25 protein-coding genes and 1 CRISPR repeat array are annotated in these 23792 nt (G+C 52.1%); of the genes, 15 read left to right on the forward strand and 10 right to left on the reverse strand.

Annotated features, from left to right (window positions below):
• On the reverse strand, positions 1-62 hold a 62-nt coding region (locus K0778_RS27735; protein ID WP_223671452.1), incomplete at its 3' end, for a hypothetical protein.
• A 77-nt stretch (positions 63-139) separates the two neighbouring features.
• Positions 140-412: direct repeats of the CRISPR family, unit length 29 nt; unit sequence GTGTTCCCCGCGCCAGCGGGGATAAACCG.
• 81 nt (positions 413-493) lie between these two features.
• The gene (gene iap / locus K0778_RS17365) at positions 494-1531 is read right to left on the reverse strand and encodes an alkaline phosphatase isozyme conversion aminopeptidase (protein ID WP_000490430.1); all 1038 of its coding nucleotides are present in this window, start codon (positions 1529-1531) and stop codon (positions 494-496) included.
• A 251-nt stretch (positions 1532-1782) separates the two neighbouring features.
• On the opposite strand from iap, the gene cysD reads away from it, so the two are divergent.
• The 12 genes from cysD (at position 1783) to rpoS (ending at position 11553) form a co-directional block, all read left to right on the forward strand.
• Positions 1783-2691, forward strand: a complete 909-nt coding sequence (gene cysD / locus K0778_RS17370; RefSeq protein ID WP_000372108.1) for a sulfate adenylyltransferase subunit CysD — start codon at positions 1783-1785, stop codon at positions 2689-2691.
• 1 nt (position 2692) lies between these two features.
• Complete coding sequence (gene cysN / locus K0778_RS17375; protein WP_001090386.1) at positions 2693-4120, forward strand: sulfate adenylyltransferase subunit CysN; 1428 nt, start codon at positions 2693-2695, stop codon at positions 4118-4120.
• Complete coding sequence (gene cysC, locus K0778_RS17380) at positions 4120-4725, forward strand: adenylyl-sulfate kinase (protein WP_001173673.1); 606 nt, start codon at positions 4120-4122, stop codon at positions 4723-4725. The genes cysN and cysC overlap by 1 nt, the downstream gene beginning before the upstream one ends.
• 49 nt (positions 4726-4774) lie before the next feature.
• Positions 4775-5098, forward strand: coding sequence for a DUF3561 family protein (locus K0778_RS17385; protein ID WP_001246104.1), 324 nt, complete (start codon positions 4775-4777; stop codon positions 5096-5098).
• A 193-nt stretch (positions 5099-5291) separates the two neighbouring features.
• The gene (gene ftsB, locus K0778_RS17390; RefSeq protein WP_000517476.1) at positions 5292-5603 is read left to right on the forward strand and encodes a cell division protein FtsB; all 312 of its coding nucleotides are present in this window, start codon (positions 5292-5294) and stop codon (positions 5601-5603) included.
• 18 nt (positions 5604-5621) lie between these two features.
• On the forward strand, positions 5622-6332 hold the full coding sequence (gene ispD / locus K0778_RS17395) for a 2-C-methyl-D-erythritol 4-phosphate cytidylyltransferase (protein ID WP_000246138.1): 711 nt from the start codon (positions 5622-5624) through the stop codon (positions 6330-6332).
• Positions 6332-6811 carry a 2-C-methyl-D-erythritol 2,4-cyclodiphosphate synthase gene (gene ispF, locus K0778_RS17400; protein ID WP_001219242.1) on the forward strand — a complete coding sequence of 160 codons (480 nt, stop codon included), beginning with the start codon at positions 6332-6334 and terminating at the stop codon, positions 6809-6811. The genes ispD and ispF overlap by 1 nt, the downstream gene beginning before the upstream one ends.
• The gene (gene truD / locus K0778_RS17405; protein ID WP_000568943.1) at positions 6808-7857 is read left to right on the forward strand and encodes a tRNA pseudouridine(13) synthase TruD; all 1050 of its coding nucleotides are present in this window, start codon (positions 6808-6810) and stop codon (positions 7855-7857) included. Before ispF ends, truD begins: the two co-directional genes overlap by 4 nt.
• Positions 7838-8599, forward strand: a complete 762-nt coding sequence (gene surE, locus K0778_RS17410) for a 5'/3'-nucleotidase SurE (protein ID WP_001295182.1) — start codon at positions 7838-7840, stop codon at positions 8597-8599. Before truD ends, surE begins: the two co-directional genes overlap by 20 nt.
• Positions 8593-9219 carry a protein-L-isoaspartate O-methyltransferase gene (gene pcm, locus K0778_RS17415; protein ID WP_000254708.1) on the forward strand — a complete coding sequence of 209 codons (627 nt, stop codon included), beginning with the start codon at positions 8593-8595 and terminating at the stop codon, positions 9217-9219. Before surE ends, pcm begins: the two co-directional genes overlap by 7 nt.
• Before the next feature lie 184 nt (positions 9220-9403).
• Positions 9404-10498, forward strand: coding sequence for a murein hydrolase activator NlpD (nlpD, locus tag K0778_RS17420; protein WP_224692580.1), 1095 nt, complete (start codon positions 9404-9406; stop codon positions 10496-10498).
• 62 nt (positions 10499-10560) lie between these two features.
• Positions 10561-11553 carry an RNA polymerase sigma factor RpoS gene (gene rpoS, locus K0778_RS17425; protein WP_000081550.1) on the forward strand — a complete coding sequence of 331 codons (993 nt, stop codon included), beginning with the start codon at positions 10561-10563 and terminating at the stop codon, positions 11551-11553.
• 93 nt (positions 11554-11646) lie between these two features.
• Here rpoS and K0778_RS17430 read toward each other — a convergent pair whose 3' ends face one another.
• From K0778_RS17430 to ltnD, 5 genes are all read right to left on the reverse strand, one after another.
• Positions 11647-13011, reverse strand: coding sequence for a GntP family transporter (locus tag K0778_RS17430; protein ID WP_063084638.1), 1365 nt, complete (start codon positions 13009-13011; stop codon positions 11647-11649).
• An 88-nt stretch (positions 13012-13099) separates the two neighbouring features.
• Positions 13100-13876 (reverse strand): HPr family phosphocarrier protein, encoded by a 777-nt coding sequence (locus K0778_RS17435; RefSeq protein ID WP_001136918.1) that lies wholly within the window; start codon positions 13874-13876, stop codon positions 13100-13102.
• A gap of 4 nt (positions 13877-13880) precedes the next feature.
• Complete coding sequence (locus K0778_RS17440) at positions 13881-14519, reverse strand: aldolase (protein ID WP_001278994.1); 639 nt, start codon at positions 14517-14519, stop codon at positions 13881-13883.
• Positions 14516-15778, reverse strand: coding sequence for a 3-oxo-tetronate kinase (gene otnK, locus K0778_RS17445; protein ID WP_000590405.1), 1263 nt, complete (start codon positions 15776-15778; stop codon positions 14516-14518). The genes K0778_RS17440 and otnK overlap by 4 nt, the downstream gene beginning before the upstream one ends.
• Positions 15775-16683: an L-threonate dehydrogenase gene (gene ltnD, locus K0778_RS17450; RefSeq protein WP_063084637.1), complete on the reverse strand. Its 909-nt coding sequence runs from the start codon at positions 16681-16683 to the stop codon at positions 15775-15777. Before ltnD ends, otnK begins: the two co-directional genes overlap by 4 nt.
• Positions 16684-16878: 195 nt before the next feature.
• Between ltnD and ygbI the strand changes: the two genes are divergently transcribed.
• The gene (gene ygbI, locus K0778_RS17455) at positions 16879-17646 is read left to right on the forward strand and encodes a DNA-binding transcriptional repressor YgbI (protein WP_001295181.1); all 768 of its coding nucleotides are present in this window, start codon (positions 16879-16881) and stop codon (positions 17644-17646) included.
• 50 nt (positions 17647-17696) lie between these two features.
• Here ygbI and pphB read toward each other — a convergent pair whose 3' ends face one another.
• Positions 17697-18353 (reverse strand): protein-serine/threonine phosphatase, encoded by a 657-nt coding sequence (pphB, locus tag K0778_RS17460; RefSeq protein WP_001141320.1) that lies wholly within the window; start codon positions 18351-18353, stop codon positions 17697-17699.
• Between the two features lie 105 nt (positions 18354-18458).
• Positions 18459-21020 carry a DNA mismatch repair protein MutS gene (mutS, locus tag K0778_RS17465; RefSeq protein WP_001272928.1) on the reverse strand — a complete coding sequence of 854 codons (2562 nt, stop codon included), beginning with the start codon at positions 21018-21020 and terminating at the stop codon, positions 18459-18461.
• A 75-nt stretch (positions 21021-21095) separates the two neighbouring features.
• Here mutS and K0778_RS17470 point away from each other — a divergent pair, with 75 nt between their 5' ends.
• Both K0778_RS17470 and K0778_RS17475 read left to right on the forward strand, forming a co-directional pair.
• Positions 21096-21275, forward strand: coding sequence for a hypothetical protein (locus K0778_RS17470; RefSeq protein ID WP_000611928.1), 180 nt, complete (start codon positions 21096-21098; stop codon positions 21273-21275).
• A 31-nt stretch (positions 21276-21306) separates the two neighbouring features.
• Positions 21307-21660, forward strand: coding sequence for a nitrous oxide-stimulated promoter family protein (locus K0778_RS17475; RefSeq protein WP_000015497.1), 354 nt, complete (start codon positions 21307-21309; stop codon positions 21658-21660).
• 36 nt (positions 21661-21696) lie between these two features.
• Here the strand turns inward: K0778_RS17475 and flhA are convergent, their stop codons facing one another.
• Positions 21697-23775, reverse strand: coding sequence for a formate hydrogenlyase transcriptional activator FlhA (gene flhA / locus K0778_RS17480; protein ID WP_001618802.1), 2079 nt, complete (start codon positions 23773-23775; stop codon positions 21697-21699).
• Positions 23776-23792: the final 17 nt, after the last annotated feature.

Genomic DNA, 23792 nt, shown 5'->3' on the forward strand with positions numbered 1-23792 from the left:
AGTTCTTCGGGCTTACCAATATGGGCCAGAATTGCTGACCAGTTATCGTGAGAGTAATTCATCGGCACGTTAAATCATATCAGGCGTAATACCACAACCCTTAAGTTAGCGCTTATGGGGTTTTTCCCCACCGTTCAGGGTGTTCCCCGCGCCAGCGGGGATAAACCGGTCATCACGATGAATCAAAATTTCGCCCGGCTGTGTTCCCCGCGCCAGCGGGGATAAACCGATTGTTATAATTATTTATTGAAATATCATTCCGTGTTCCCCGCGCCAGCGGGGATAAACCGAATCTATTGTGAATTTGAAATGGTCCAGCACTGTGTTCCCCGCGCCAGCGGGGATAAACCGGGTAAAAACACGGTCTGAACCGACATTCATGTGTGTTCCCCGCGTCAGCGGGGATAAACCGGGCGCACTGGATGCGATGATGGATATCACTTGGAGTTCCCCGCCCCTGCGGTAGAACTCCCAACTCCCATTTTCATACCCATCAAGACGCCTTCGCCAGCTCCTTCACCAGCGGTAGCATTATCCGCATAACATCACGGCAGCGACGTTCTATTCTTCCTGGAAGTGCCTTATCAATATGTTGTTGATTATCCAGTCTTACGTCATGCCAGCTATTTCCCGCAGGGAATGCAGCTGTTTTTGCGCGTTGCTGATAACCATCCTTATTCCCAAGATTCCAATTTGTTGCTTCTACCGAAAGTACGGCAATACCGGCTTTGTCGAAAACTTCGGCGTCATTACAACAGCCAGTACCCTTCGGATAATTTTTATTCAAACCCGGATTGGTCGTTGCGGCAATTCCATGACTACGCGCAATTGCCAGTGCCCTGTCGCGCGTTAATTTCCTTACTGCTTCAGGGGTTTTTACACCACTGTTGAAATACAATTTATCGCCAACAATTAAGTTATCGAGATTAATCACCAGCAGCGTATTTTTCTTTTCGGTGTCACTCATCCGCTTGAGTAAATTCTCAGCGCCTAATTTCCCTTCCTCTTCACCGCTGGTCGCTACAAATCGAATACCATACTCGGTAGGCGTATTTTTCAGGCGTTCTGCCAATTCCAGCATGACACCTAAACCTGCGGCGTTATCATCCATTCCTTGTAACGTCAGCCCGCCGAGATTGGCATCGGCGTCAGCATCGCTCAGCGGGGCGTAAGTATCCAGATGCGCCATAATGATGATCTGCTGCGGCGCTTTGCCTTCATGAGCGGCAATCACCGTACTTCCCGTCACGTTATGCCAGCTCTTACGATTATCGCGGGCGGTATAAATATACCGACTATTAAATGTCCGAATATCACTGCGATAACCCATTTGCTGAAACTGTTGGCGAATATAATCGGCAGATAACATTTCTGCAGGAGTTCCGGTCATGCGTCCCGGAAAGAAAGTAGCAATATGTCGTGCCTGAGTATTAGCAAAATCGCCAGGTTTAGGTGACGAGGCGTGTACGGGGAGAATAAAGCATACGCCGAGCGCCAGGGCAGCGGTACGGTGGCGCAATGCGGAAAACATAGTGAGTCCTTAAATACCATGCAAATTTTTTTACCGCCATAGTATGAAACTGCCGCTGCGCTAAAACAATTTCAAATCTTCCTAAACGCCCGAAATCCGGTGCCTTAAGCACTTTTTGATATTAGCTTTGCCAAATCGTTATTCCGTTAAGGAACTACTCATTCTAATTGGTAATTTCATTCGTTCTCTTACGCTCCCTATAGTCGAAACATCTGATGGCAAGAAAATAGCGGTATTGCAAAGGAACGGTTATGGATCAAATACGACTTACTCACCTGCGGCAACTGGAGGCGGAAAGCATCCACATTATTCGCGAGGTGGCGGCAGAATTCTCAAATCCGGTGATGCTCTACTCTATCGGTAAAGATTCCAGCGTCATGCTGCATCTGGCGCGCAAGGCGTTTTATCCAGGTACGCTGCCTTTCCCGTTGCTGCATGTCGATACCGGCTGGAAATTCCGCGAGATGTATGAGTTCCGCGATCGTACGGCGAAAGCCTACGGCTGCGAGCTGCTGGTGCATAAAAACCCGGAAGGCGTGGCGATGGGGATTAATCCATTCGTGCACGGCAGCGCGAAACATACCGATATTATGAAAACTGAAGGCCTGAAACAGGCGCTGAACAAATACGGTTTTGATGCCGCCTTCGGTGGTGCGCGCCGTGACGAAGAGAAATCCCGCGCTAAAGAGCGAATCTACTCTTTCCGTGACCGCTTCCATCGCTGGGATCCGAAAAATCAGCGCCCAGAGCTGTGGCACAACTACAACGGGCAAATTAACAAAGGCGAAAGCATCCGCGTCTTCCCGCTCTCTAACTGGACCGAGCAGGATATCTGGCAATACATCTGGCTGGAAAATATCGACATTGTGCCGCTGTATCTCGCTGCGGAACGTCCGGTTCTGGAACGCGACGGTATGTTGATGATGATTGATGACAACCGTATCGACCTGCAACCGGGCGAAGTGATTAAAAAACGGATGGTGCGTTTCCGTACGCTGGGCTGCTGGCCGCTGACCGGTGCGGTGGAGTCAAATGCACAAACACTACCGGAGATCATCGAAGAGATGCTGGTTTCTACCACCAGTGAACGTCAGGGCCGCGTGATTGACCGCGACCAGGCGGGGTCTATGGAGCTGAAAAAACGTCAGGGGTATTTTTAAGATGAACACCGCACTTGCACAACAAATCGCCAATGAAGGCGGCGTCGAAGCCTGGATGATTGCGCAACAACATAAAAGCCTGCTGCGTTTTCTGACCTGTGGTAGCGTCGATGACGGCAAAAGTACTCTGATTGGTCGCCTGCTGCACGATACCCGCCAAATCTACGAAGATCAGCTCTCATCGCTGCATAACGACAGTAAACGTCACGGCACCCAGGGCGAAAAGCTGGATCTGGCACTGCTGGTGGACGGCCTGCAAGCTGAGCGCGAACAGGGCATCACCATTGACGTGGCTTACCGCTATTTCTCTACCGAGAAGCGTAAATTTATTATCGCCGACACCCCAGGGCACGAGCAGTACACCCGCAATATGGCGACTGGCGCATCGACATGTGAACTGGCGATCTTACTGATCGATGCCCGTAAAGGCGTGCTCGATCAAACCCGTCGTCACAGTTTTATCTCCACACTGTTGGGGATCAAACATCTGGTCGTGGCGATCAACAAAATGGATCTGGTGGATTACAGTGAAAAGACGTTCACCCGTATTCGTGAAGATTATCTGACCTTTGCCGGGCAGCTGCCGGGTAATCTGGATATCCGCTTTGTGCCGCTCTCTGCACTGGAAGGCGACAACGTGGCTTCGCAAAGTGAAAGTATGGCGTGGTACAGCGGTCCAACACTGCTCGAAGTGCTGGAAACCGTGGAGATCCAGCGAGTGGTGGATGCTCAGCCAATGCGCTTCCCGGTGCAGTACGTTAATCGCCCGAATCTCGATTTTCGTGGTTACGCCGGAACGCTGGCATCCGGTCGCGTAGAAGTCGGGCAACGAGTCAAAGTGCTGCCCTCTGGTGTGGAATCAAACGTCGCCCGGATCGTGACTTTTGATGGCGATCGCGAAGAAGCCTTTGCCGGAGAAGCGATCACCCTGGTGCTGACGGATGAGATCGACATCAGCCGTGGCGATCTGCTGCTGGCGGCAGACGAAGCGTTACCAGCTGTGCAGAGCGCGTCGGTGGATGTGGTATGGATGGCGGAACAGCCGCTTTCCCCGGGCCAGAGTTATGACATCAAAATTGCCGGTAAGAAGACGCGTGCTCGTGTTGATGGCATTCGTTATCAGGTTGATATTAATAACCTTACCCAACGCGAAGTTGAAAACCTGCCACTGAATGGGATCGGCCTCGTGGATCTCACTTTTGACGAGCCGCTGGTGTTAGATCGTTATCAACAAAATCCGGTGACGGGTGGGCTGATTTTTATCGATCGCCTGAGCAATGTGACCGTGGGTGCCGGTATGGTGCACGAGCCAGTTAGCCAGGCAACTGCTGCGCCATCTGAATTCAGTGCATTCGAACTGGAATTGAATGCTCTGGTTCGTCGCCACTTTCCGCACTGGGGCGCGCGCGATTTGCTGGGGGATAAATAATGGCGCTGCATGACGAAAACGTCGTCTGGCATAGCCATCCGGTCACTGTGCAACAACGCGAGCTACACCACGGTCATCGTGGTGTAGTGCTGTGGTTTACCGGCCTCTCCGGGTCCGGTAAATCAACGGTCGCCGGGGCGCTGGAGGAGGCGTTACATAAACTCGGCGTCAGTACGTATCTGCTGGATGGCGACAATGTTCGCCACGGATTATGCAGCGATCTCGGTTTTAGCGATGCCGATCGTAAAGAGAATATCCGTCGCGTCGGTGAAGTGGCGAATTTGATGGTTGAAGCCGGACTGGTGGTGCTGACCGCATTTATCTCGCCACACCGCGCCGAACGCCAGATGGTTCGCGAACGCGTAGGAGAAGGGCGCTTTATCGAAGTGTTTGTCGATACGCCGCTGGCGATTTGCGAAGCCCGCGATCCCAAAGGCTTATATAAGAAAGCGCGTGCCGGTGAACTGCGCAACTTTACGGGAATAGATTCCGTTTACGAAGCGCCTGAATCGGCAGAAATTCATCTCAATGGTGAACAATTAGTAACAAATTTGGTACAGCAATTATTAGATCTGTTGAGACAGAACGATATTATCAGATCCTGAGACACCACCGGGTTTCCATGCCCGGTTCGTCAAAGTAACAGGATCAAATATGCGTAATAGCCATAACATTACACTAACAAATAACGACAGCCTTACTGAGGATGAAGAAACCACATGGTCACTGCCTGGTGCCGTGGTCGGTTTTATCTCCTGGTTATTTGCGCTGGCGATGCCGATGTTGATTTATGGCTCTAACACGCTGTTCTTCTTTATCTACACCTGGCCTTTCTTTCTGGCGCTGATGCCCGTCGCGGTAGTGGTGGGGATTGCGCTGCATTCATTGATGGACGGAAAGCTACGCTACAGTATTGTTTTCACCCTGGTGACAGTAGGCATTATGTTTGGCGCACTGTTTATGTGGCTACTGGGCTAATTTGTACTTTCTTGTCTCCTCTGTTCATAATTCAAACCGTAACTAATAATGAGATTATGTTCTGCACGCCCTGGGTATACGTAACAATGGACAAATGTGGTACATTTGCCCGCGTTGTCGCGGTATCCCCAACAGAGGATGTAGAGTCGTCTTCGGATGCATGGGATGATGATGCCGTTTTTCAGGGGGCAGGATGGGTAAACTAACGCTGCTGTTGCTGGCTATTCTGGTCTGGCTACAGTATTCGCTGTGGTTCGGTAAGAACGGTATACATGACTATACCCGCGTCAATGATGATGTGGCGGCACAGCAAGCTACAAACGCGAAACTTAAAGCGCGAAACGATCAACTTTTTGCCGAAATTGACGATCTCAATGGCGGCCAGGAGGCGCTCGAAGAGCGTGCGCGTAATGAACTCAGCATGACCAGGCCGGGCGAAACTTTTTATCGTCTGGTGCCTGACGCGTCGAAGCGCGCACAGTCTGCGGGGCAAAACAATCGATAAATCAGCCCGGGAATTAACATGGCAACCACTCATTTGGATGTTTGCGCCGTGGTTCCGGCGGCCGGATTTGGCCGTCGAATGCAAACGGAATGTCCTAAGCAATATCTCTCAATCGGTAATCAAACCATTCTTGAACACTCGGTGCATGCGCTGCTGGCGCATCCCCGGGTGAAACGTGTCGTCATTGCCATAAGTCCTGGCGATAGCCGTTTTGCACAACTTCCTCTGGCGAATCATCCGCAAATCACCGTTGTAGATGGCGGTGATGAGCGTGCCGATTCCGTGCTGGCAGGTTTGAAAGCCGCTGGCGACGCGCAGTGGGTATTGGTGCATGACGCCGCTCGTCCTTGTTTGCATCAGGATGACCTCGCGCGATTGTTGGCGTTGAGCGAAACCAGCCGCACGGGGGGGATCCTCGCCGCACCAGTGCGCGATACTATGAAACGTGCCGAACCGGGCAAAAATGCCATTGCTCATACCGTTGATCGCAACGGCTTATGGCACGCGCTGACGCCGCAATTTTTCCCTCGTGAGCTGTTACATGACTGTCTGACGCGCGCTCTAAATGAAGGCGCGACTATTACCGACGAAGCCTCGGCGCTGGAATATTGCGGATTCCATCCTCAGTTGGTCGAAGGCCGTGCGGATAACATTAAAGTCACGCGCCCGGAAGATTTGGCACTGGCCGAGTTTTACCTCACCCGAACCATCCATCAGGAGAATACATAATGCGAATTGGACACGGTTTTGACGTACATGCCTTTGGCGGTGAAGGCCCAATTATCATTGGTGGCGTACGCATTCCTTACGAAAAAGGATTGCTGGCGCATTCTGATGGCGACGTGGCGCTCCATGCGTTGACCGATGCATTGCTTGGCGCGGCGGCGCTGGGGGATATCGGCAAGCTGTTCCCGGATACCGATCCGGCATTTAAAGGTGCCGATAGCCGCGAGCTGCTACGCGAAGCCTGGCGTCGTATTCAGGCGAAGGGTTATACCCTTGGCAACGTCGATGTCACTATCATCGCTCAGGCACCGAAGATGTTGCCGCACATTCCACAAATGCGCGTGTTTATTGCCGAAGATCTCGGCTGCCATATGGATGATGTTAACGTGAAAGCCACTACTACGGAAAAACTGGGATTTACCGGACGTGGGGAAGGGATTGCCTGTGAAGCGGTGGCGCTACTCATTAAGGCAACAAAATGATTGAGTTTGATAATCTCACTTACCTCCACGGTAAACCGCAAGGCACCGGGCTGCTGAAAGCCAATCCGGAAGACTTTGTGGTGGTGGAAGATTTGGGCTTTGAGCCTGATGGTGAAGGTGAGCATATTCTGGTTAGAATCCTCAAAAACGGCTGCAATACCCGTTTTGTGGCGGATGCACTGGCGAAATTCCTGAAAATTCATGCCCGTGAAGTCAGCTTCGCTGGGCAAAAAGACAAACATGCTGTTACGGAACAGTGGTTATGCGCTCGCGTGCCGGGCAAGGAAATGCCCGATCTGAGCGCCTTTCAACTGGAAGGCTGCCAGGTGCTGGAGTATGCGCGGCACAAGCGCAAGCTGCGTTTAGGCGCGCTGAAAGGTAACGCCTTTACCCTGGTTCTGCGCGAAGTGAGCAATCGCGATGACGTTGAACAACGTCTGATCGATATTTGCGTAAAAGGTGTACCGAACTACTTCGGTGCCCAACGTTTTGGGATTGGCGGTAGCAACTTGCAGGGGGCGCAGCGCTGGGCGCAAACCAATACTCCGGTGCGCGATCGCAATAAACGGAGTTTTTGGTTGTCGGCAGCCCGCAGTGCGTTGTTTAATCAGATTGTTGCTGAGCGCCTCAAAAAAGCAGACGTTAATCAAGTTGTTGACGGCGATGCGCTACAATTAGCCGGACGTGGTAGCTGGTTTGTAGCAACCACCGAAGAACTGGCGGAATTACAGCGTCGCGTCAACGATAAAGAGTTGATGATAACCGCCGCATTGCCAGGCAGTGGCGAATGGGGAACTCAGCGTGAAGCGCTGGCATTCGAACAAGCAGCTGTCGCCGCAGAAACTGAATTACAAGCTTTACTGGTGCGCGAAAAAGTTGAAGCCGCGCGCAGAGCGATGCTGCTGTATCCGCAACAATTAAGCTGGAATTGGTGGGATGACGTCACCGTAGAGATCCGTTTCTGGCTTCCGGCGGGTAGTTTTGCAACCAGCGTTGTCAGGGAACTTATCAACACAACAGGTGATTATGCGCATATTGCTGAGTAATGATGACGGGGTACATGCACCCGGTATACAAACGCTGGCGAAAGCCTTGCGTGAGTTTGCTGACGTTCAGGTGGTCGCCCCCGATCGTAACCGCAGCGGCGCTTCAAATTCTCTGACACTGGAATCCTCCCTGCGCACGTTTACCTTTGAAAATGGTGATATTGCTGTGCAAATGGGAACCCCGACCGATTGCGTCTATCTTGGCGTGAATGCTCTGATGCGTCCGCGCCCGGACATTGTTGTGTCCGGAATTAACGCCGGGCCGAATCTGGGGGATGATGTTATTTATTCCGGTACGGTAGCCGCCGCGATGGAAGGCCGTCATTTAGGTTTTCCGGCGCTTGCCGTCTCGCTTGACGGGCATAAACATTACGACACTGCCGCGGCGGTAACCTGTTCAATTTTGCGCGCACTGTGTAAAGAGCCGCTGCGCACCGGGCGTATTCTTAATATTAACGTTCCGGATTTACCCTTGGATCAAATCAAAGGTATTCGCGTGACGCGCTGCGGTACACGACATCCGGCAGATCAGGTGATCCCGCAGCAAGATCCGCGCGGCAATACGCTGTACTGGATTGGCCCGCCGGGCGGTAAATGTGATGCTGGTCCGGGGACCGATTTTGCTGCGGTAGATGAGGGCTATGTCTCCATCACGCCGCTGCATGTGGATTTAACTGCGCATAGCGCGCAAGATGTGGTTTCAGACTGGTTAAACAGCGTGGGAGTTGGCACGCAATGGTAAGCAGACGCGTACAAGCACTTCTGGATCAATTACGTGCGCAAGGTATTCAGGATGAGCAGGTGCTGAATGCACTTGCCGCCGTGCCGCGTGAAAAATTCGTTGATGAAGCGTTTGAACAAAAAGCCTGGGACAATATCGCTTTGCCGATAGGTCAGGGGCAGACAATTTCGCAGCCATATATGGTGGCGCGAATGACCGAATTACTCGAGCTGACGCCGCAGTCGCGGGTGCTGGAAATTGGCACCGGTTCGGGATATCAAACGGCAATCCTGGCGCATCTTGTCCAGCATGTTTGCTCGGTTGAACGGATTAAAGGCTTGCAGTGGCAGGCACGTCGCCGCCTGAAAAATCTTGATTTACATAATGTTTCAACCCGTCATGGCGATGGATGGCAAGGTTGGCAGGCACGTGCGCCGTTTGACGCTATCATTGTTACGGCGGCACCGCCGGAAATTCCAACTGCGCTAATGACGCAGCTGGACGAAGGCGGGATTCTCGTCTTACCCGTAGGGGAGGAGCACCAGTATTTGAAACGGGTGCGTCGTCGGGGAGGCGAATTTATTATCGATACCGTGGAGGCCGTGCGCTTTGTCCCTTTAGTGAAGGGTGAGCTGGCTTAAAACGTGAGGAAATACCTGGATTTTTCCTGGTTATTTTGCCGCAGGTCAGCGTATCGTGAACATCTTTTCCAGTGTTCAGTAGGGTGCCTTGCACGGTAATTATGTCACTGGTTATTAACCAATTTTTCCTGGGGGATAAATGAGCGCGGGAAGCCCAAAATTCACCGTTCGCCGCATTGCGGCTTTGTCACTGGTTTCGCTATGGCTGGCAGGCTGTTCTGACACTTCAAATCCACCGGCACCGGTCAGCTCCGTTAATGGCAATGCGCCTGCAAATACTAATTCTGGTATGTTGATTACGCCGCCGCCGAAAATGGGGACGACGTCTACAGCGCAGCAACCGCAAATTCAGCCGGTACAGCAGCCACAAATTCAGGCTACTCAACAACCGCAAATCCAGCCAGTGCAGCCAGTAGCTCAGCAGCCGGTACAGATGGAAAACGGACGCATCGTCTATAACCGTCAGTATGGGAACATTCCGAAAGGCAGTTATAGCGGCAGTACCTATACCGTGAAAAAAGGCGACACACTTTTCTATATCGCCTGGATTACTGGCAACGATTTCCGTGACCTTGCTCAGCGCAACAATATTCAGGCACCATACGCGCTGAACGTTGGTCAGACCTTGCAGGTGGGTAATGCTTCCGGTACGCCAATCACTGGCGGAAATGCCATTACCCAGGCCGACGCAGCAGAGCAAGGAGTTGTGATCAAGCCTGCACAAAATTCCACCGTTGCTGTTGCGTCGCAACCGACAATTACGTATTCTGAATCTTCGGGTGAACAGAGTGCTAACAAAATGTTGCCGAACAACAAGCCAGCTGCGACCACGGTCACAGCGCCTGTAACGGTACCAACAGCAAGCACAACCGAGCCAACTGTCAGCAGTACATCAACCAGTACGCCTATCTCCACCTGGCGCTGGCCGACTGAGGGCAAAGTGATCGAAACCTTTGGCGCTTCTGAGGGGGGCAACAAGGGGATTGATATCGCAGGCAGCAAAGGACAGGCAATTATCGCGACCGCAGATGGCCGCGTTGTTTATGCTGGTAACGCGCTGCGCGGCTACGGTAATCTGATTATCATCAAACATAATGATGATTACCTGAGTGCCTACGCCCATAACGACACAATGCTGGTCCGGGAACAACAAGAAGTGAAGGCGGGGCAAAAAATAGCAACCATGGGTAGCACCGGAACCAGTTCAACACGCTTGCATTTTGAAATTCGTTACAAGGGGAAATCCGTAAACCCGCTGCGTTATTTGCCGCAGCGATAAATCGGCGGAACCAGGCTTTTGCTTGAATGTTCCGTCAAGGGATCACGGGTAGGAGCCACCTTATGAGTCAGAATACGCTGAAAGTTCATGATTTAAATGAAGATGCGGAATTTGATGAGAACGGAGTTGAGGTTTTTGACGAAAAGGCCTTAGTAGAAGAGGAACCCAGTGATAACGATTTGGCCGAAGAGGAACTGTTATCGCAGGGAGCCACACAGCGTGTGTTGGACGCGACTCAGCTTTACCTTGGTGAGATTGGTTATTCACCACTGTTAACGGCCGAAGAAGAAGTTTATTTTGCGCGTCGCGCACTGCGTGGAGATGTCGCCTCTCGCCGCCGGATGATCGAGAGTAACTTGCGTCTGGTGGTAAAAATTGCCCGCCGTTATGGCAATCGTGGTCTGGCGTTGCTGGACCTTATCGAAGAGGGCAACCTGGGGCTGATCCGCGCGGTAGAGAAGTTTGACCCGGAACGTGGTTTCCGCTTCTCAACATACGCAACCTGGTGGATTCGCCAGACGATTGAACGGGCGATTATGAACCAAACCCGTACTATTCGTTTGCCGATTCACATCGTAAAGGAGCTGAACGTTTACCTGCGAACCGCACGTGAGTTGTCCCATAAGCTGGACCATGAACCAAGTGCGGAAGAGATCGCAGAGCAACTGGATAAGCCAGTTGATGACGTCAGCCGTATGCTTCGTCTTAACGAGCGCATTACCTCGGTAGACACCCCGCTGGGTGGTGATTCCGAAAAAGCGTTGCTGGACATCCTGGCCGATGAAAAAGAGAACGGTCCGGAAGATACCACGCAAGATGACGATATGAAGCAGAGCATCGTCAAATGGCTGTTCGAGCTGAACGCCAAACAGCGTGAAGTGCTGGCACGTCGATTCGGTTTGCTGGGGTACGAAGCGGCAACACTGGAAGATGTAGGTCGTGAAATTGGCCTCACCCGTGAACGTGTTCGCCAGATTCAGGTTGAAGGCCTGCGCCGTTTGCGTGAAATCCTGCAAACGCAGGGGCTGAATATCGAAGCGCTGTTCCGCGAGTAAGTAAGCATCTGTCACAAAGGCCAGTCTCAAGCGAGGCTGGCCTTTTCTGTGCACAATAAAAGGTCCGATGCCCATCGGACCTTTTTATTAAGGTCAAATTACCGCCCATACGCACCAGGTAATTAAGAATCCGGTAAAACCGAGAATGGTCGTTAACACTGTCCAGGTTTTCAGACCGTCTGCTACCGACAACCCCAGATATTTGGTCACAATCCAGAACCCTGAGTCATTAATATGTGACGCGCCAAGCCCACCAAAGCAGGCTGCCAGCGTCACCAATACGCACTGAATCGGATTCAATCCCATCACCGCTTCTGAGAGTAACCCGCCGGTTGTCAGTATTGCTACGGTTGCTGACTCCTGCGATGCACGCAGCGCCAGTGAAATAATAAATGCGGCTGGTAACAGAGGCAGGTCAATCATTTGTAGCATGTTGGCAAGGGCTTTGCCGACGCCCGATTCCACCAGCACTTTGCCAAATACCCCTCCAGCACCAGTAACCAAAATCACTACCGCCGCAGTAGGAAGCGCTGAGCCCATAATGTCGCTGGTGTGTTGTAAGCTCCAGCCGCGACGTAAAGCCAATAACCAGAATGCCAGCACCAGCGCAATCATTAGAGCTACCATTGGTGAGCCGATCAGCTGTAGCGTACCAAGCAGGGGATGCGAAGGCGGCATCAGTGTTGCGGAAACCGTACCCGCCATGATAATCGCGATAGGAATAACAATTAGCGAGGTGACCAGCGCGACGCCCGGTGGATTTATTTTATCGCTTAATTTTGTCGCGCCTTCCTCACTGGCCGGAGCCAGTTGCATCTGTTCCAGTACTTCTACTGACATCGCATATTGGCGCTTATTGATTATTTTCGCTGCAAAGTAGCCAACAACCCCTACGGGAATAGAAATCGCAATACCGATGATGGTTAGCCAGCCGATGTCTGCGTGGAGTAACCCCGCTGCGGCGACAGGGCCTGGATGCGGCGGTACCGCCACATGTACAGTTAGCATGATCCCAGCGACAGGCAGGCCAAATTTGAGTGGCGATATTTTGGCAACCTTGGCAAAACCGTAAATGATTGGCGCAAGAATAATAAAGCCGACATCAAAGAAGACGGGAATACCGAGGAAGAACGCTGCCAGAGTCAGCGCAGCGATAGTTCGTTTGTCACCTAACTTGCGACTGAAATAATTAGCCAGTGACTCTGCACCACCAGAGTGTTCGATCATACGCCCCAGCATAGCGCCCAGACCAATAATAATAGTGACGGAACCAAGCACACCGCCCATCCCGGCGATCATCACTTTACCCACTTCGCCCGCCGGTATACCCGCCGCAAGTGCGACTAACAGGCTGACGAGGAGCAGAGCAACGAATGGTTGTACCTTTGCCTTGATGACCAGCAGCAACAGCATGATTACGCCAGCTAACGCAATGCATAACAATGTAATTGTGGACATGGGAAACCCTGTCTGAAAGTTATAGTTAACCTACCCCATCCGTAGATGGGGGGATGTATGGGTACGTTGTAATTAGGGATTTAACGAATTAGCGCCAGGCGTCAAACCAGCCAAGCCCTTCTTCGGTGAGGCCACGAGGTTTATATTCACAACCGATCCAGCCCTGATATCCCACCTCATCGAACAGGCGGAACAGCCACGGATAGTTGATTTCTCCATCGTCCGGTTCATGTCGATCAGGTAGTCCGGCAATTTGTACGTGCGCATATTTCCCGGCGTAGTCGCGGATTAAATGCGTCAGGTTGCCATCTACTTTTTGCGCATGAAAAGTATCTAGTTGAATAAACACGTTATCTCGCGCAACCTCTTCAACAATAGCCAGTGCCTGATACTGGCTGGAGAAGAGATAATGAGGCTTAACGTCGGGGCTGAGTGCTTCAACTAATATTCGCTTGCCGTGTAGCGCAAAGCGGTCGGCAGCGTAGCGGAGATTATCGATAAATACTGCCCGGTACCGTTCAGCGTCTTCGCCAGCGGGCACGACGCCTGCCATCACATGGACTTGTTCACAATTGAGCGCCAATGCATATTCCAGTGCCAGGTCGATGTCTGCGTGTGCTTCGTGCTCACGTCCGGGAAGGGCGGATAATCCCCATTCCCCCGCATTAATATCTCCGGGAGCGGTATTGAACAGCGCCAGTGTCAGATGGTTTTGCTCCAGTTGCTTTTGGATTTGCAGGGTGGAGTAGTCATAGGGAAACAGAAATTCCACAGCATCGAACCCGGCTTTTCGCGCTGCGGCGAAGCGTTCAATAAAAGGCACTTCGGTGAACATCATGGATAAATTAGCTGCAAAACGAGGCATTGCATTAACTCCTTAATTCCGCAATTTCACCTGCGGTCAGATAACGGATCGGGCGGTCACCGAGAATAAAAATCAGCTTTGCCGTTTCCTCCAGCTCTTCCATATTGTTGGCGGCTTCTTGCAGGCTTTCACCGCAAACTACTGGGCCATGATTTGCCAGTAAAAAAGCCTGATTGTCTGCTGCCAGTTCCGCCAGATCCTGTGCGATGCGTTTATCGCCCGGTCGGTAATAAGGTACCAGCGGGACATTTCCCATCCGCATCACCACGTATGGTGTGAACGGACGAATAACGTTGCTGCTGTCCAGCCCTTGCAGGCAGGAAAGCGCCGTCGACCATGTGCTGTGCAAATGCACCACCGCTTTACAACGCGGATTGTTGCGATACAGCGCCAGATGAAAGAGCACCTCTTTCGAGGGTTTGTCACCACTTAACCATTCGCCATCCGCGGCGACTTTGGAAAGCCGCTGCGGATCGAGATTGCCCAGGCATGAACCTGTCGGTGTCGCCAGTAAATTCCCGTCAGGTAAAAGCAGCGACAGATTGCCAGCCGAACCGGTTGCATAGCCGCGCTGAAAGAATGAACTGGCAATCCGCGTCATCTCCTCTCGCAAAGACTGCTCTACTTTTGCGAAATCGCTCATGATAAAAACTCTCTTTGGGCTCGTGAAAAAAAGGCGTCATCACCGAAGTTGCCAGATTTAAGGGCGAGTGAGACAGGCTTATCCAGTGCGTTTACCCACGGCACGCCGGGGGAAATGGTTGGGCCAATATGAAACCCTTTTATGCCCAGGCTCTGTGTGACTACGCCGGAGGTCTCACCGCCTGCGACAATAAAGCGTGCCACGCCTTCCGCCGCTAACCGCGCCGCTAGTTGAGAAAACAGTGTTTCTACTGCCTGACTGGCTTTTTGTGCACCGTATTGCTGTTGAATTGCTGCCAATGCGTCAGTGCTGGCGGTGGCAAAAACCAGTGGAGCAAGTACACTTTCCTGGCCCAGAACCCACTCTGCCAGTTCGTGTGCATAAGTGGCCAGAGTTTCAGTTGAGAGGCAGCGTGCCACATCAACTTCACGGGCTGGTGCAATTTGACGGTAATGTGCTACCTGGCGGTTGGTCATTTGAGAGCATGAACCGGAGAGCACTACGCCGCGCCCAGCGAGCGGATGCCCTGCTTCGCGAGCCTGGTTACCGTTTTCTTGCGTCCACTGCCGGGCCAGGCCAATCGCCAGACCAGAACCGCCCGTTACCAGTGGGGCATCGCGCAAGGCTTCTCCCTGAATTTCCAGATGGTGTTCGGTCAGCGCATCAAGCACCGCGTAGCGGTAGCCCTCTTGCTGTAAGCGAGCCAGCTCTTGACGAACGGCATCCACACCTTGTTCGAAAACATGTGCCGAAACGACGCCGCAGCGCCCTGTGGATTGCGCTTCAACCAGACGGGGAAGATAGCTGTCGGTCATGGGATTTACCGGGTGATGGCGCATCCCGGATTCGGCCAGCAGTTGATTCATTACGAACAAATACCCCTGATAAACCGTACGTCCGTTGACCGGCAGGGCCGGAGAGAAGACCGTAAACGGCGTGTCGAGAGCATCCATTAATGCATCGGTAACCGGGCCGATATTACCTTTAGCCGTACTGTCGAAAGTAGAGCAGTATTTGAAATAGATCTGTTTGCAACCTTGCTGTTGCAACCAGCTCAGAGCCGCCAGCGATTGCTGTGTGGCTTCAACCACCGGACAGGAACGCGTTTTCAGGCTGATCACCAGTGCGTCGATTGCTTCCGGCATTTTACCTGTTGGAACACCGTTAATTTGTACCGTTGGTAGACCGTTTTCCACCAGAAAACTGGCGATATCCGTTGCGCCGGTAAAATCATCGGCGATAACGCCAATCTTGATCATGATTTCGCTCCCGGTAGAGTGATGCCAGAGAAAATCTTGATAACTGCGCTATCGTCTTCTTTCCCGTAACCCGCGTTACTGGCGCTGGTGAACATATTCAATGCTGTTGAGGCCAATGGCAGCGGGAAGTGCAGGACTTTGGCTGTATCGGCAACCAGACCAAGATCCTTAACAAAAATATCGACGGCTGAATGCGGGGTGTAATCGCCATCCACCACATGACGCATCCGGTTTTCGAACATCCAGGAATTTCCGGCGGCATTGGTCACGACGTCATACATCACATCCAGCGGGATCCCCGCACGGGCTGCAAGTGCCATCGCTTCGGCTCCGGCAGCAATATGTACGCCCGCTAACAACTGGTGAATAATTTTTACGGTCGAACCTAGTCCCGGTTCTGCACCTATGCGATAAACTTTTCCGGCAACGGCTTCCAGCACGGGTGCCAGTCGTTCAAAGGCAATATCGCTACCGGAGGCCATGACAGTCATTTCACCGTTAGCGGCTTTTACTGCACCACCAGAAACTGGCGCATCCAGCATTTCCAGATCGAATCCAGCCAGAGCGGTAGCAATTTCTTGCGCATCAGCACTAGCGATAGTGGAAGAAACCATTACTGCCGTACCGGGTTTCAGATGTTGTGCAACGCCTGTTTCACCAAACAGCACCTGTTTAACCTGGGCCGCATTGACCACCAGCACCAGCAGAGCGTCCAGTTTTTCGGCAAACGTCGCGGCGTTATCAGAAACCCCGCAAGCACCTGCCTCTTTCAACGTAGCGCAGGCATTGCTGTTCAGGTCTGCGCCCCAGGTAGAAAGACCTGCGCGGACACATGACAGTGCTGCTCCCATTCCCATTGACCCTAAGCCAACGATACCGACATGAAACTCAGATCCCGTTTTCATCTGCTCTCCTTGTTAATTTAAGTGATATTTTGTTTGATATTGTGAATATAAGCGCTGGAAGATAACGATATGGTGAGCTGATTCACATAAATTAACATTGTGTGTTATTTTATGTGAACTAAGCGTTAGTTGCGCCGCGCACGTTTCGCAGGCAAATAGCGTAGAATGTCAGCAGGACAAAGGAAGGAGCAAAAGTTGATACCCGTAGAGCGTCGCCAAATCATCCTTGAGATGGTAGCTGAAAAAGGCATTGTCAGTATTGCTGAACTAACGGACAGAATGAATGTGTCACATATGACCATTCGTCGGGATTTACAAAAACTGGAGCAGCAGGGAGCCGTTGTGCTGGTGTCCGGAGGCGTCCAGTCTCCGGGACGCGTGGCGCATGAACCTTCTCATCAGGTAAAAACTGCGCTGGCAATGACGCAAAAAGCGGCTATTGGCAAGCTGGCGGCAAGTCTTGTTCAGCCGGGAAGTTGTATCTATCTGGATGCGGGAACGACCACGTTAGCGATAGCACAGCATCTGATTCACATGGAGTCACTGACTGTGGTCACAAACGATTTCGTTATTGCAGACTACTTGCTCGACAACAGTAATTGCACAATTATTCACACTGGCGGTGCAGTGTGTCGGGAAAACCGTTCCTGTGTCGGGGAAGCCGCTGCGACCATGCTGCGCAGCCTGATGATTGATCAGGCTTTTATTTCTGCATCGTCATGGAGTGTGCGGGGGATTTCTACGCCAGCGGAAGATAAAGTCACGGTGAAACGGGCGATTGCCAGTGCCAGCCGCCAGCGAGTTTTGGTCTGTGATGCGACGAAATATGGTCAGGTGGCGACATGGCTGGCGTTACCATTAAGCGAGTTTGATCAGATTATCACAGACGACGGTTTGCCGGAGAGTGCCAGTCGCGCGCTGGCGAAGCAGGATCTCTCTTTGCTGGTAGCGAAAAATGAATAATGGCCTGCAATAACATTTGGTTACTCATGCTTCACAGAAGAAGCATGAGACTACTTTATTTTATAAAATGACAGCCGCCCGCTTTTCGGCGTGCCGGTATCAATATAAATCTGGTTAGCGAACGTCTGAATGTTATCAAACATCATATGTCCAAATATAAAATAATCAGCGCCGTTTATTTGTTGTAACTCGCCATTAAGCGATTTCTGCACACGATCAACAGGCCAGAGTAATTCGCTTTCTACTATTTCTTTACCAAACTGATATTCATCACCCGGATAATCTGCATGTGCGATGACATATTTTATGTTGTCATTAATGATTTCAATAATATGTGGAAGGTGATGGAATTTCAGCAACAGATCTATTGCCTCTTGTTGCTCTGAATCATTTAAATCGAAAAACCAGTCACCACCGCTGGCAAGCCACATATTTCCATCGCCGGTCGCGAACGCATCCAGCGCCATTGCTTCGTGGTTGCCTTTAACCGGCGTAAACCAGGGCTGGTTTAGCAGGCGCAGCACGTTAAGACTCTCCGGCCCACGATCGATGTTATCGCCTACCGAAATAAGTAAGTCGGTTTCAGGGCAAAAAGAGAGTTGATGTAAGCGGGATTGTAATAATTGATATTCACCATGAATATCACCAACGACCCATATATGGCGATAGTGATGGGCATTAATTTTTTGATAGCGTGTAGATGGCATGGTTTTACCCTGTAAAATAAGCTTTCCTATTATACAGGGTGTTTTTATTTTATTCGTCAGTTGTCGTTAATATTCCCGATAGCAAAAGACTATCGGGAATTGTTATTACACCAGGCTCTTCAAGCGATAAATCCATTCCAGCGCCTGACGCGGAGTCAGTGAATCCGGGTCCAGGTTTTCCAGAGCTTCGACCGCTGGCGAGGTTTCTTCCGGTACTGACAGCAAAGACATTTGCGTACCATCCACTTGCGTAGCGGCGGCGTTCGGCGAAATGCTTTCCAGCTCACGCAGTTTTTGCCGTGCGCGCTTAATCACCTCTTTTGGCACGCCTGCCAGAGCTGCAACCGCCAGGCCGTAGCTTTTGCTCGCCGCGCCATCCTGCACGCTGTGCATAAAGGCAATGGTGTCGCCGTGCTCCAGTGCATCGAGATGCACGTTGGCGACGCCTTCCATTTTCTCCGGTAACTGTGTCAGCTCGAAATAGTGGGTGGCAAACAGCGTCAACGCTTTAATCTTATTCGCCAGATTTTCCGCGCACGCCCACGCCAGCGACAGACCATCGTAAGTGGAAGTTCCGCGCCCAATCTCATCCATCAGCACCAGACTGTACTCGGTGGCGTTATGTAAAATATTGGCGGTTTCAGTCATCTCCACCATAAAGGTTGAGCGCCCGGAAGCCAGGTCATCTGCCGCGCCTACGCGGGTAAAGATACGGTCAATCGGGCCAATCTCGACTTTTTGCGCCGGTACGTAGCTGCCGATATAGGCCATCAGCGCAATCAACGCGGTCTGGCGCATATAGGTACTTTTACCGCCCATGTTCGGACCGGTGATGATCAACATACGGCGCTGCGGCGACAGATTCAGCGGGTTAGCGATAAATGGCTCATTCAGTACTTGTTCAACTACCGGATGGCGACCTTCGGTAATGCGAATGCCCGGTTTATCAATGAAGGTCGGGCAGGTGTAGTTCAGGGTATAGGCCCGTTCCGCCAGGTTAACCAGCACGTCGAGTTCCGCCAGCGCGCTCGCGCTCTGTTGCAACGCTTCCAGATGCGGCAACAGCAGGTCGAACAGCTCTTCATAAAGCTGTTTTTCCAGTGCCAGTGCTTTGCCTTTTGAGGTGAGAACTTTATCTTCGTACTCTTTTAGCTCTGGAATGATGTAGCGCTCGGCGTTTTTCAGCGTCTGGCGACGCATGTAGTTGATGGGTGCCAGATGGCTTTGCCCACGGCTGATTTGAATGTAGTAGCCGTGCACCGCATTAAAGCCAACTTTCAGCGTGTCCAGGCCGGTACGTTCACGCTCGCGGACTTCCAGACGCTCCAGATAATCGGTCGCGCCGTCAGCCAGCGCGCGCCACTCATCCAGCTCTTCGTTATAGCCCGATGCGATAACACCACCGTCGCGTACCAGCACCGGCGGTGTGTCGATGATTGCTCGCTCCAGCAGATCGCGCAGCTCGGCAAACTCGCCCATCTTCTCACGTAGCGCCTGTACCGGTGCACTATCGACAGTTTCTAACTGCGCACGCAGCTCCGGCAGTTGCTGGAAAGCGTGGCGCATACGGGCCAGATCGCGTGGGCGAGCAGTTCGTAAAGCCAGACGTGCCAGAATACGTTCCAGGTCGCCGACCTGACGCAGTACCGGCTGTAGCCCGGCGGTGAAATCCTGCAATGCGCCAATAGTTTGCTGGCGCTCAAGCAACACGCGGGTATCGCGCACTGGCATATGCAGCCAGCGTTTCAGCATACGGCTGCCCATCGGCGTGACGGTGCAGTCGAGCACAGAAGCCAGCGTATTTTCCGCACCACCCGCCAGGTTCTGGGTGATTTCCAGATTACGACGCGTCGCGGCATCCATAATGATGCTGTCCTGCTCACGTTCCATGGTGATGGAACGAATATGCGGCAGAGTCGTACGTTGGGTATCTTTCGCATACTGCAACAGACAACCGGCAGCACAAAGTCCGCGCGGCGCGTTCTCGACGCCAAAACCGACCAGATCGCGGGTCCCAAATTGCAGATTCAACTGCTGGCGCGCGGTGTCGATTTCAAACTCCCACAGCGGGCGACGGCGCAGGCCGCGACGGCCTTCAATTAACGACATTTCAGCAAAATCTTCTGCATACAGCAGTTCCGCAGGATTAGTGCGTTGCAGTTCTGCCGCCATCGTTTCGCGGTCAGCCGGTTCGCTCAGGCGAAAACGCCCGGAACTGATATCCAGCGTCGCGTAGCCGAAACCTTTGCTGTCCTGCCAGATAGCCGCCAGCAGGTTGTCCTGACGCTCCTGCAACAGGGCTTCATCGCTGATGGTGCCTGGCGTAACGATACGCACAACTTTGCGCTCAACCGGACCTTTGCTGGTCGCCGGATCGCCAATTTGTTCGCAGATGGCAACGGACTCGCCCTGATTCACCAGTTTGGCGAGGTAGTTTTCCACCGCATGGTAGGGGATCCCCGCCATCGGGATCGGCTCTCCCGCTGAAGCGCCGCGTTTGGTCAGTGAGATATCCAGCAGTTGCGACGCACGTTTTGCGTCGTCATAAAACAGTTCATAAAAATCACCCATCCGGTAAAACAGCAGGATCTCGGGATGCTGGGCTTTCAGCCTGAGATACTGCTGCATCATGGGCGTATGGGCGTCGAAATTTTCTATTGCACTCATGGGGTTATGTCCGGTTCCCTGATATTAAATGGGGTGTGATGGTTTTTATTTTCGTTGTAATCACATAAGGCGCACATGATACCGGAGTTAATCATTTCAGGGGAAGAAGCGAACGGCGAGTTCTTGATGCTGGTTCCGGGAAAGATGCTGTTTTGCAGCTTTTGCGTGATGCTTATGAAGCAAGTACGCAAAATTGCGTCGGTTGGCGAACCCTTCTTCTTTAGAGTCATAGTGCCCTTTAAGATTAAGATGTAATATAAATACATCTTAATGAGGTGGAGGCAGCATGTCCGGCAAGCGTATCTCTCGTGAAAAACTGACGATTAAAAAAATGATCGATCTTTATCAAGCGAAATGCCCGCAGGCGTCAGCGGAGCCGGAGCATTACGAGGCGTTGTTTGTTTACGCGCAAAAGCGGCTGGATAAATGTGTGTTCGGCGAAGAGAAACCAGCCTGTAAGCAGTGTCCGGTGCACTGTTACCAGCCTGCAAAGCGTGAAGAGATGAAACAGATTATGCGTTGGGCCGGGCCGAGAATGCTGTGGCGTCATCCGATCTTAACCGTGCGTCATCTCATCGATGACAAGCGTCCGGTGCCAGAACTGCCGGAAAAATATCGTCCGAAAAAACCTCATGAATAGTATGCCGGACAGGCAGATCTGTCCGGCAATTTGCAGTTAAATCAATGCCGATTTATCAATTCCCAGCCGCTTCATCCGTGACAGCAGGGTCGTGCGTTTCAGCCCCAGACGTTGCGCAGCGCCTTTAGGCCCGGCAACCACGCCGTTGGTTTCTTTCAGCACGCGCACAATCAACTGATATTCATCTTCGCCCTCCTGGGCGACAACCGTTGCGGCAGGCGGCGTTTCAGGTTCCGGTAAAACAATATCTGGCAATGACAGCTGCAGCACGTTACCGCGTGTTAGCAATACCGCGCGCTCAATGACGTTTTCCAGTTCGCGTACGTTACCCGGCCACTCCATGTTGCTCAAGGTGCGCAGCGTCTCGGCAGGAATGCTGTCGATATTGCGCCCCAGACGACGGGCAATTTTGAAGGTAAAGGCTTTCGCCAGCAGCGGAATATCTTCCGGACGCTCGCGTAGTGGCGGCAGGTGAATCGGGAATACGTTCAGGCGGTAATAGAGATCGCTACGGAACTCACGGTCGGCGACCATTTTTTTCAGATCGCGGTTAGTCGCGGCGATTAGACGCACGTCCGTCTGAATGATTTTGTTGCTGCCGAGACGTTCAAACTCCTGTTCCTGCAATACACGCAGCAACTTCGGCTGTAACTCCAGTGGCATATCGCCCACTTCGTCGAGGAACAGGGAGCTTTTATCCGCCAGTTCAAAACGACCGATACGCTGGGCGCTGGCACCGGTAAAAGCCCCACGCTCATGACCAAACAGATCGCTTTCCAGCAATCCGGCAGGCATCGCCGCGCAGTTCATTTTGACCATGCGGCGATTATTACGCCCACTGAGATTATGGATCGCACGGGCAATCAGCTCTTTACCCGTGCCAGTTTCACCGAGGATCAGCACGGTACTGTCACTTTGCGCCACCATTTCAACTTGTTTAAGCACGCTGTACATGGCTTCGCTGCGGCCAATAATCTCGCCAAATTCACTATCAACATTGTTGAGCTGCTCGGTCAGGGCGAGGTTTTCATCAACCAGCCGTTCTTTCAGACGATGGATTTCCTGATAGGCGAGGGCGTTATCGACAGCGATTGCCACACGTTCGGCAATCTGGCGCAGTAAATTCAGATTGGTAGTGGTAAACACTTTCTCTTCGCATTGCGCCAGTTTCAGCACGCCCAGCATGGTGTCGCCAGACATCAGCGGTAACAGGCACAAGGTTTGAATCTGGTTGCCCCAGGTGTCGAACAACATGCGTTCATAGGGGGCTAAATCGTCCCGCTCGTGGAGATTGATCAGCAGCATCTCTTTACTTTTGAACACGCGTTCGGTGAGGGTTCCGGCTTCATCGACTTCGCTCTGTTCGTGGGCGGGATGCTGTTTATCAAGATAGTGAGTGGAGTAGATGTTGAGTTTGTTTTTACGGTGGCTGCGTAAGACGATACTGATATCGTCAATGTCGAAATAGTAATGGATTTCTTTGGCGACTTCGCTGACCAGTTCGTCCATATCCAGGCGGGAAAGCACCGCGTTGGTGATGGCGACCAGGATGCGGAAGTTATCGCGTTCCCGGCATAACAACTCATAGTCGACATTGTTAACGACGCGGCTCTGGATTTGTTCGGTGACGACAGAAACGATCTGCGTAAATGTTTGCAGACGATTGAACTCTTTTTCGCTCCAGGGGCGATCGTCATAACGAATAAATTCACAGCCACCAAAAATATGCCCTTCCGCCGCCAGTGGCATCAGGCAATAGTGACCAAATTTTGGGTATAGCCCACCTGCGTCCAGCTGCGGCCAGGTTTCACAAAATTCTTCGTAACTGCAATGCAGCGTATCAGGGCGCGACAAAATGCTGCGTACCGGACCGTGTGCCAGAACAGTTTCGTCTTCATATTTAATGGGGGTGTCTTTTTCACGCGACGCGTAATAAGACGCACGTTGAGTCTGCGCTTGCCACAACACAATAGCCGCGTTGTCGGCGAGCGCAGAACGCTTTACCAGTTGCGAAAGAGCCTCACACAGCGAGGCCAGATCGGGCTGCTGCAATAGTGTCCGAGTGATGTCGAACAACCCTTGTTGTCCGAGATCACTCATCGGTGTATATGACATTTTGTTCTTCCAGGAAA

The organism is Escherichia sp. XD33 (assembly GCF_019375075.1).
Lineage (GTDB): Bacteria > Pseudomonadota > Gammaproteobacteria > Enterobacterales > Enterobacteriaceae > Enterobacter > Enterobacter flexneri_A.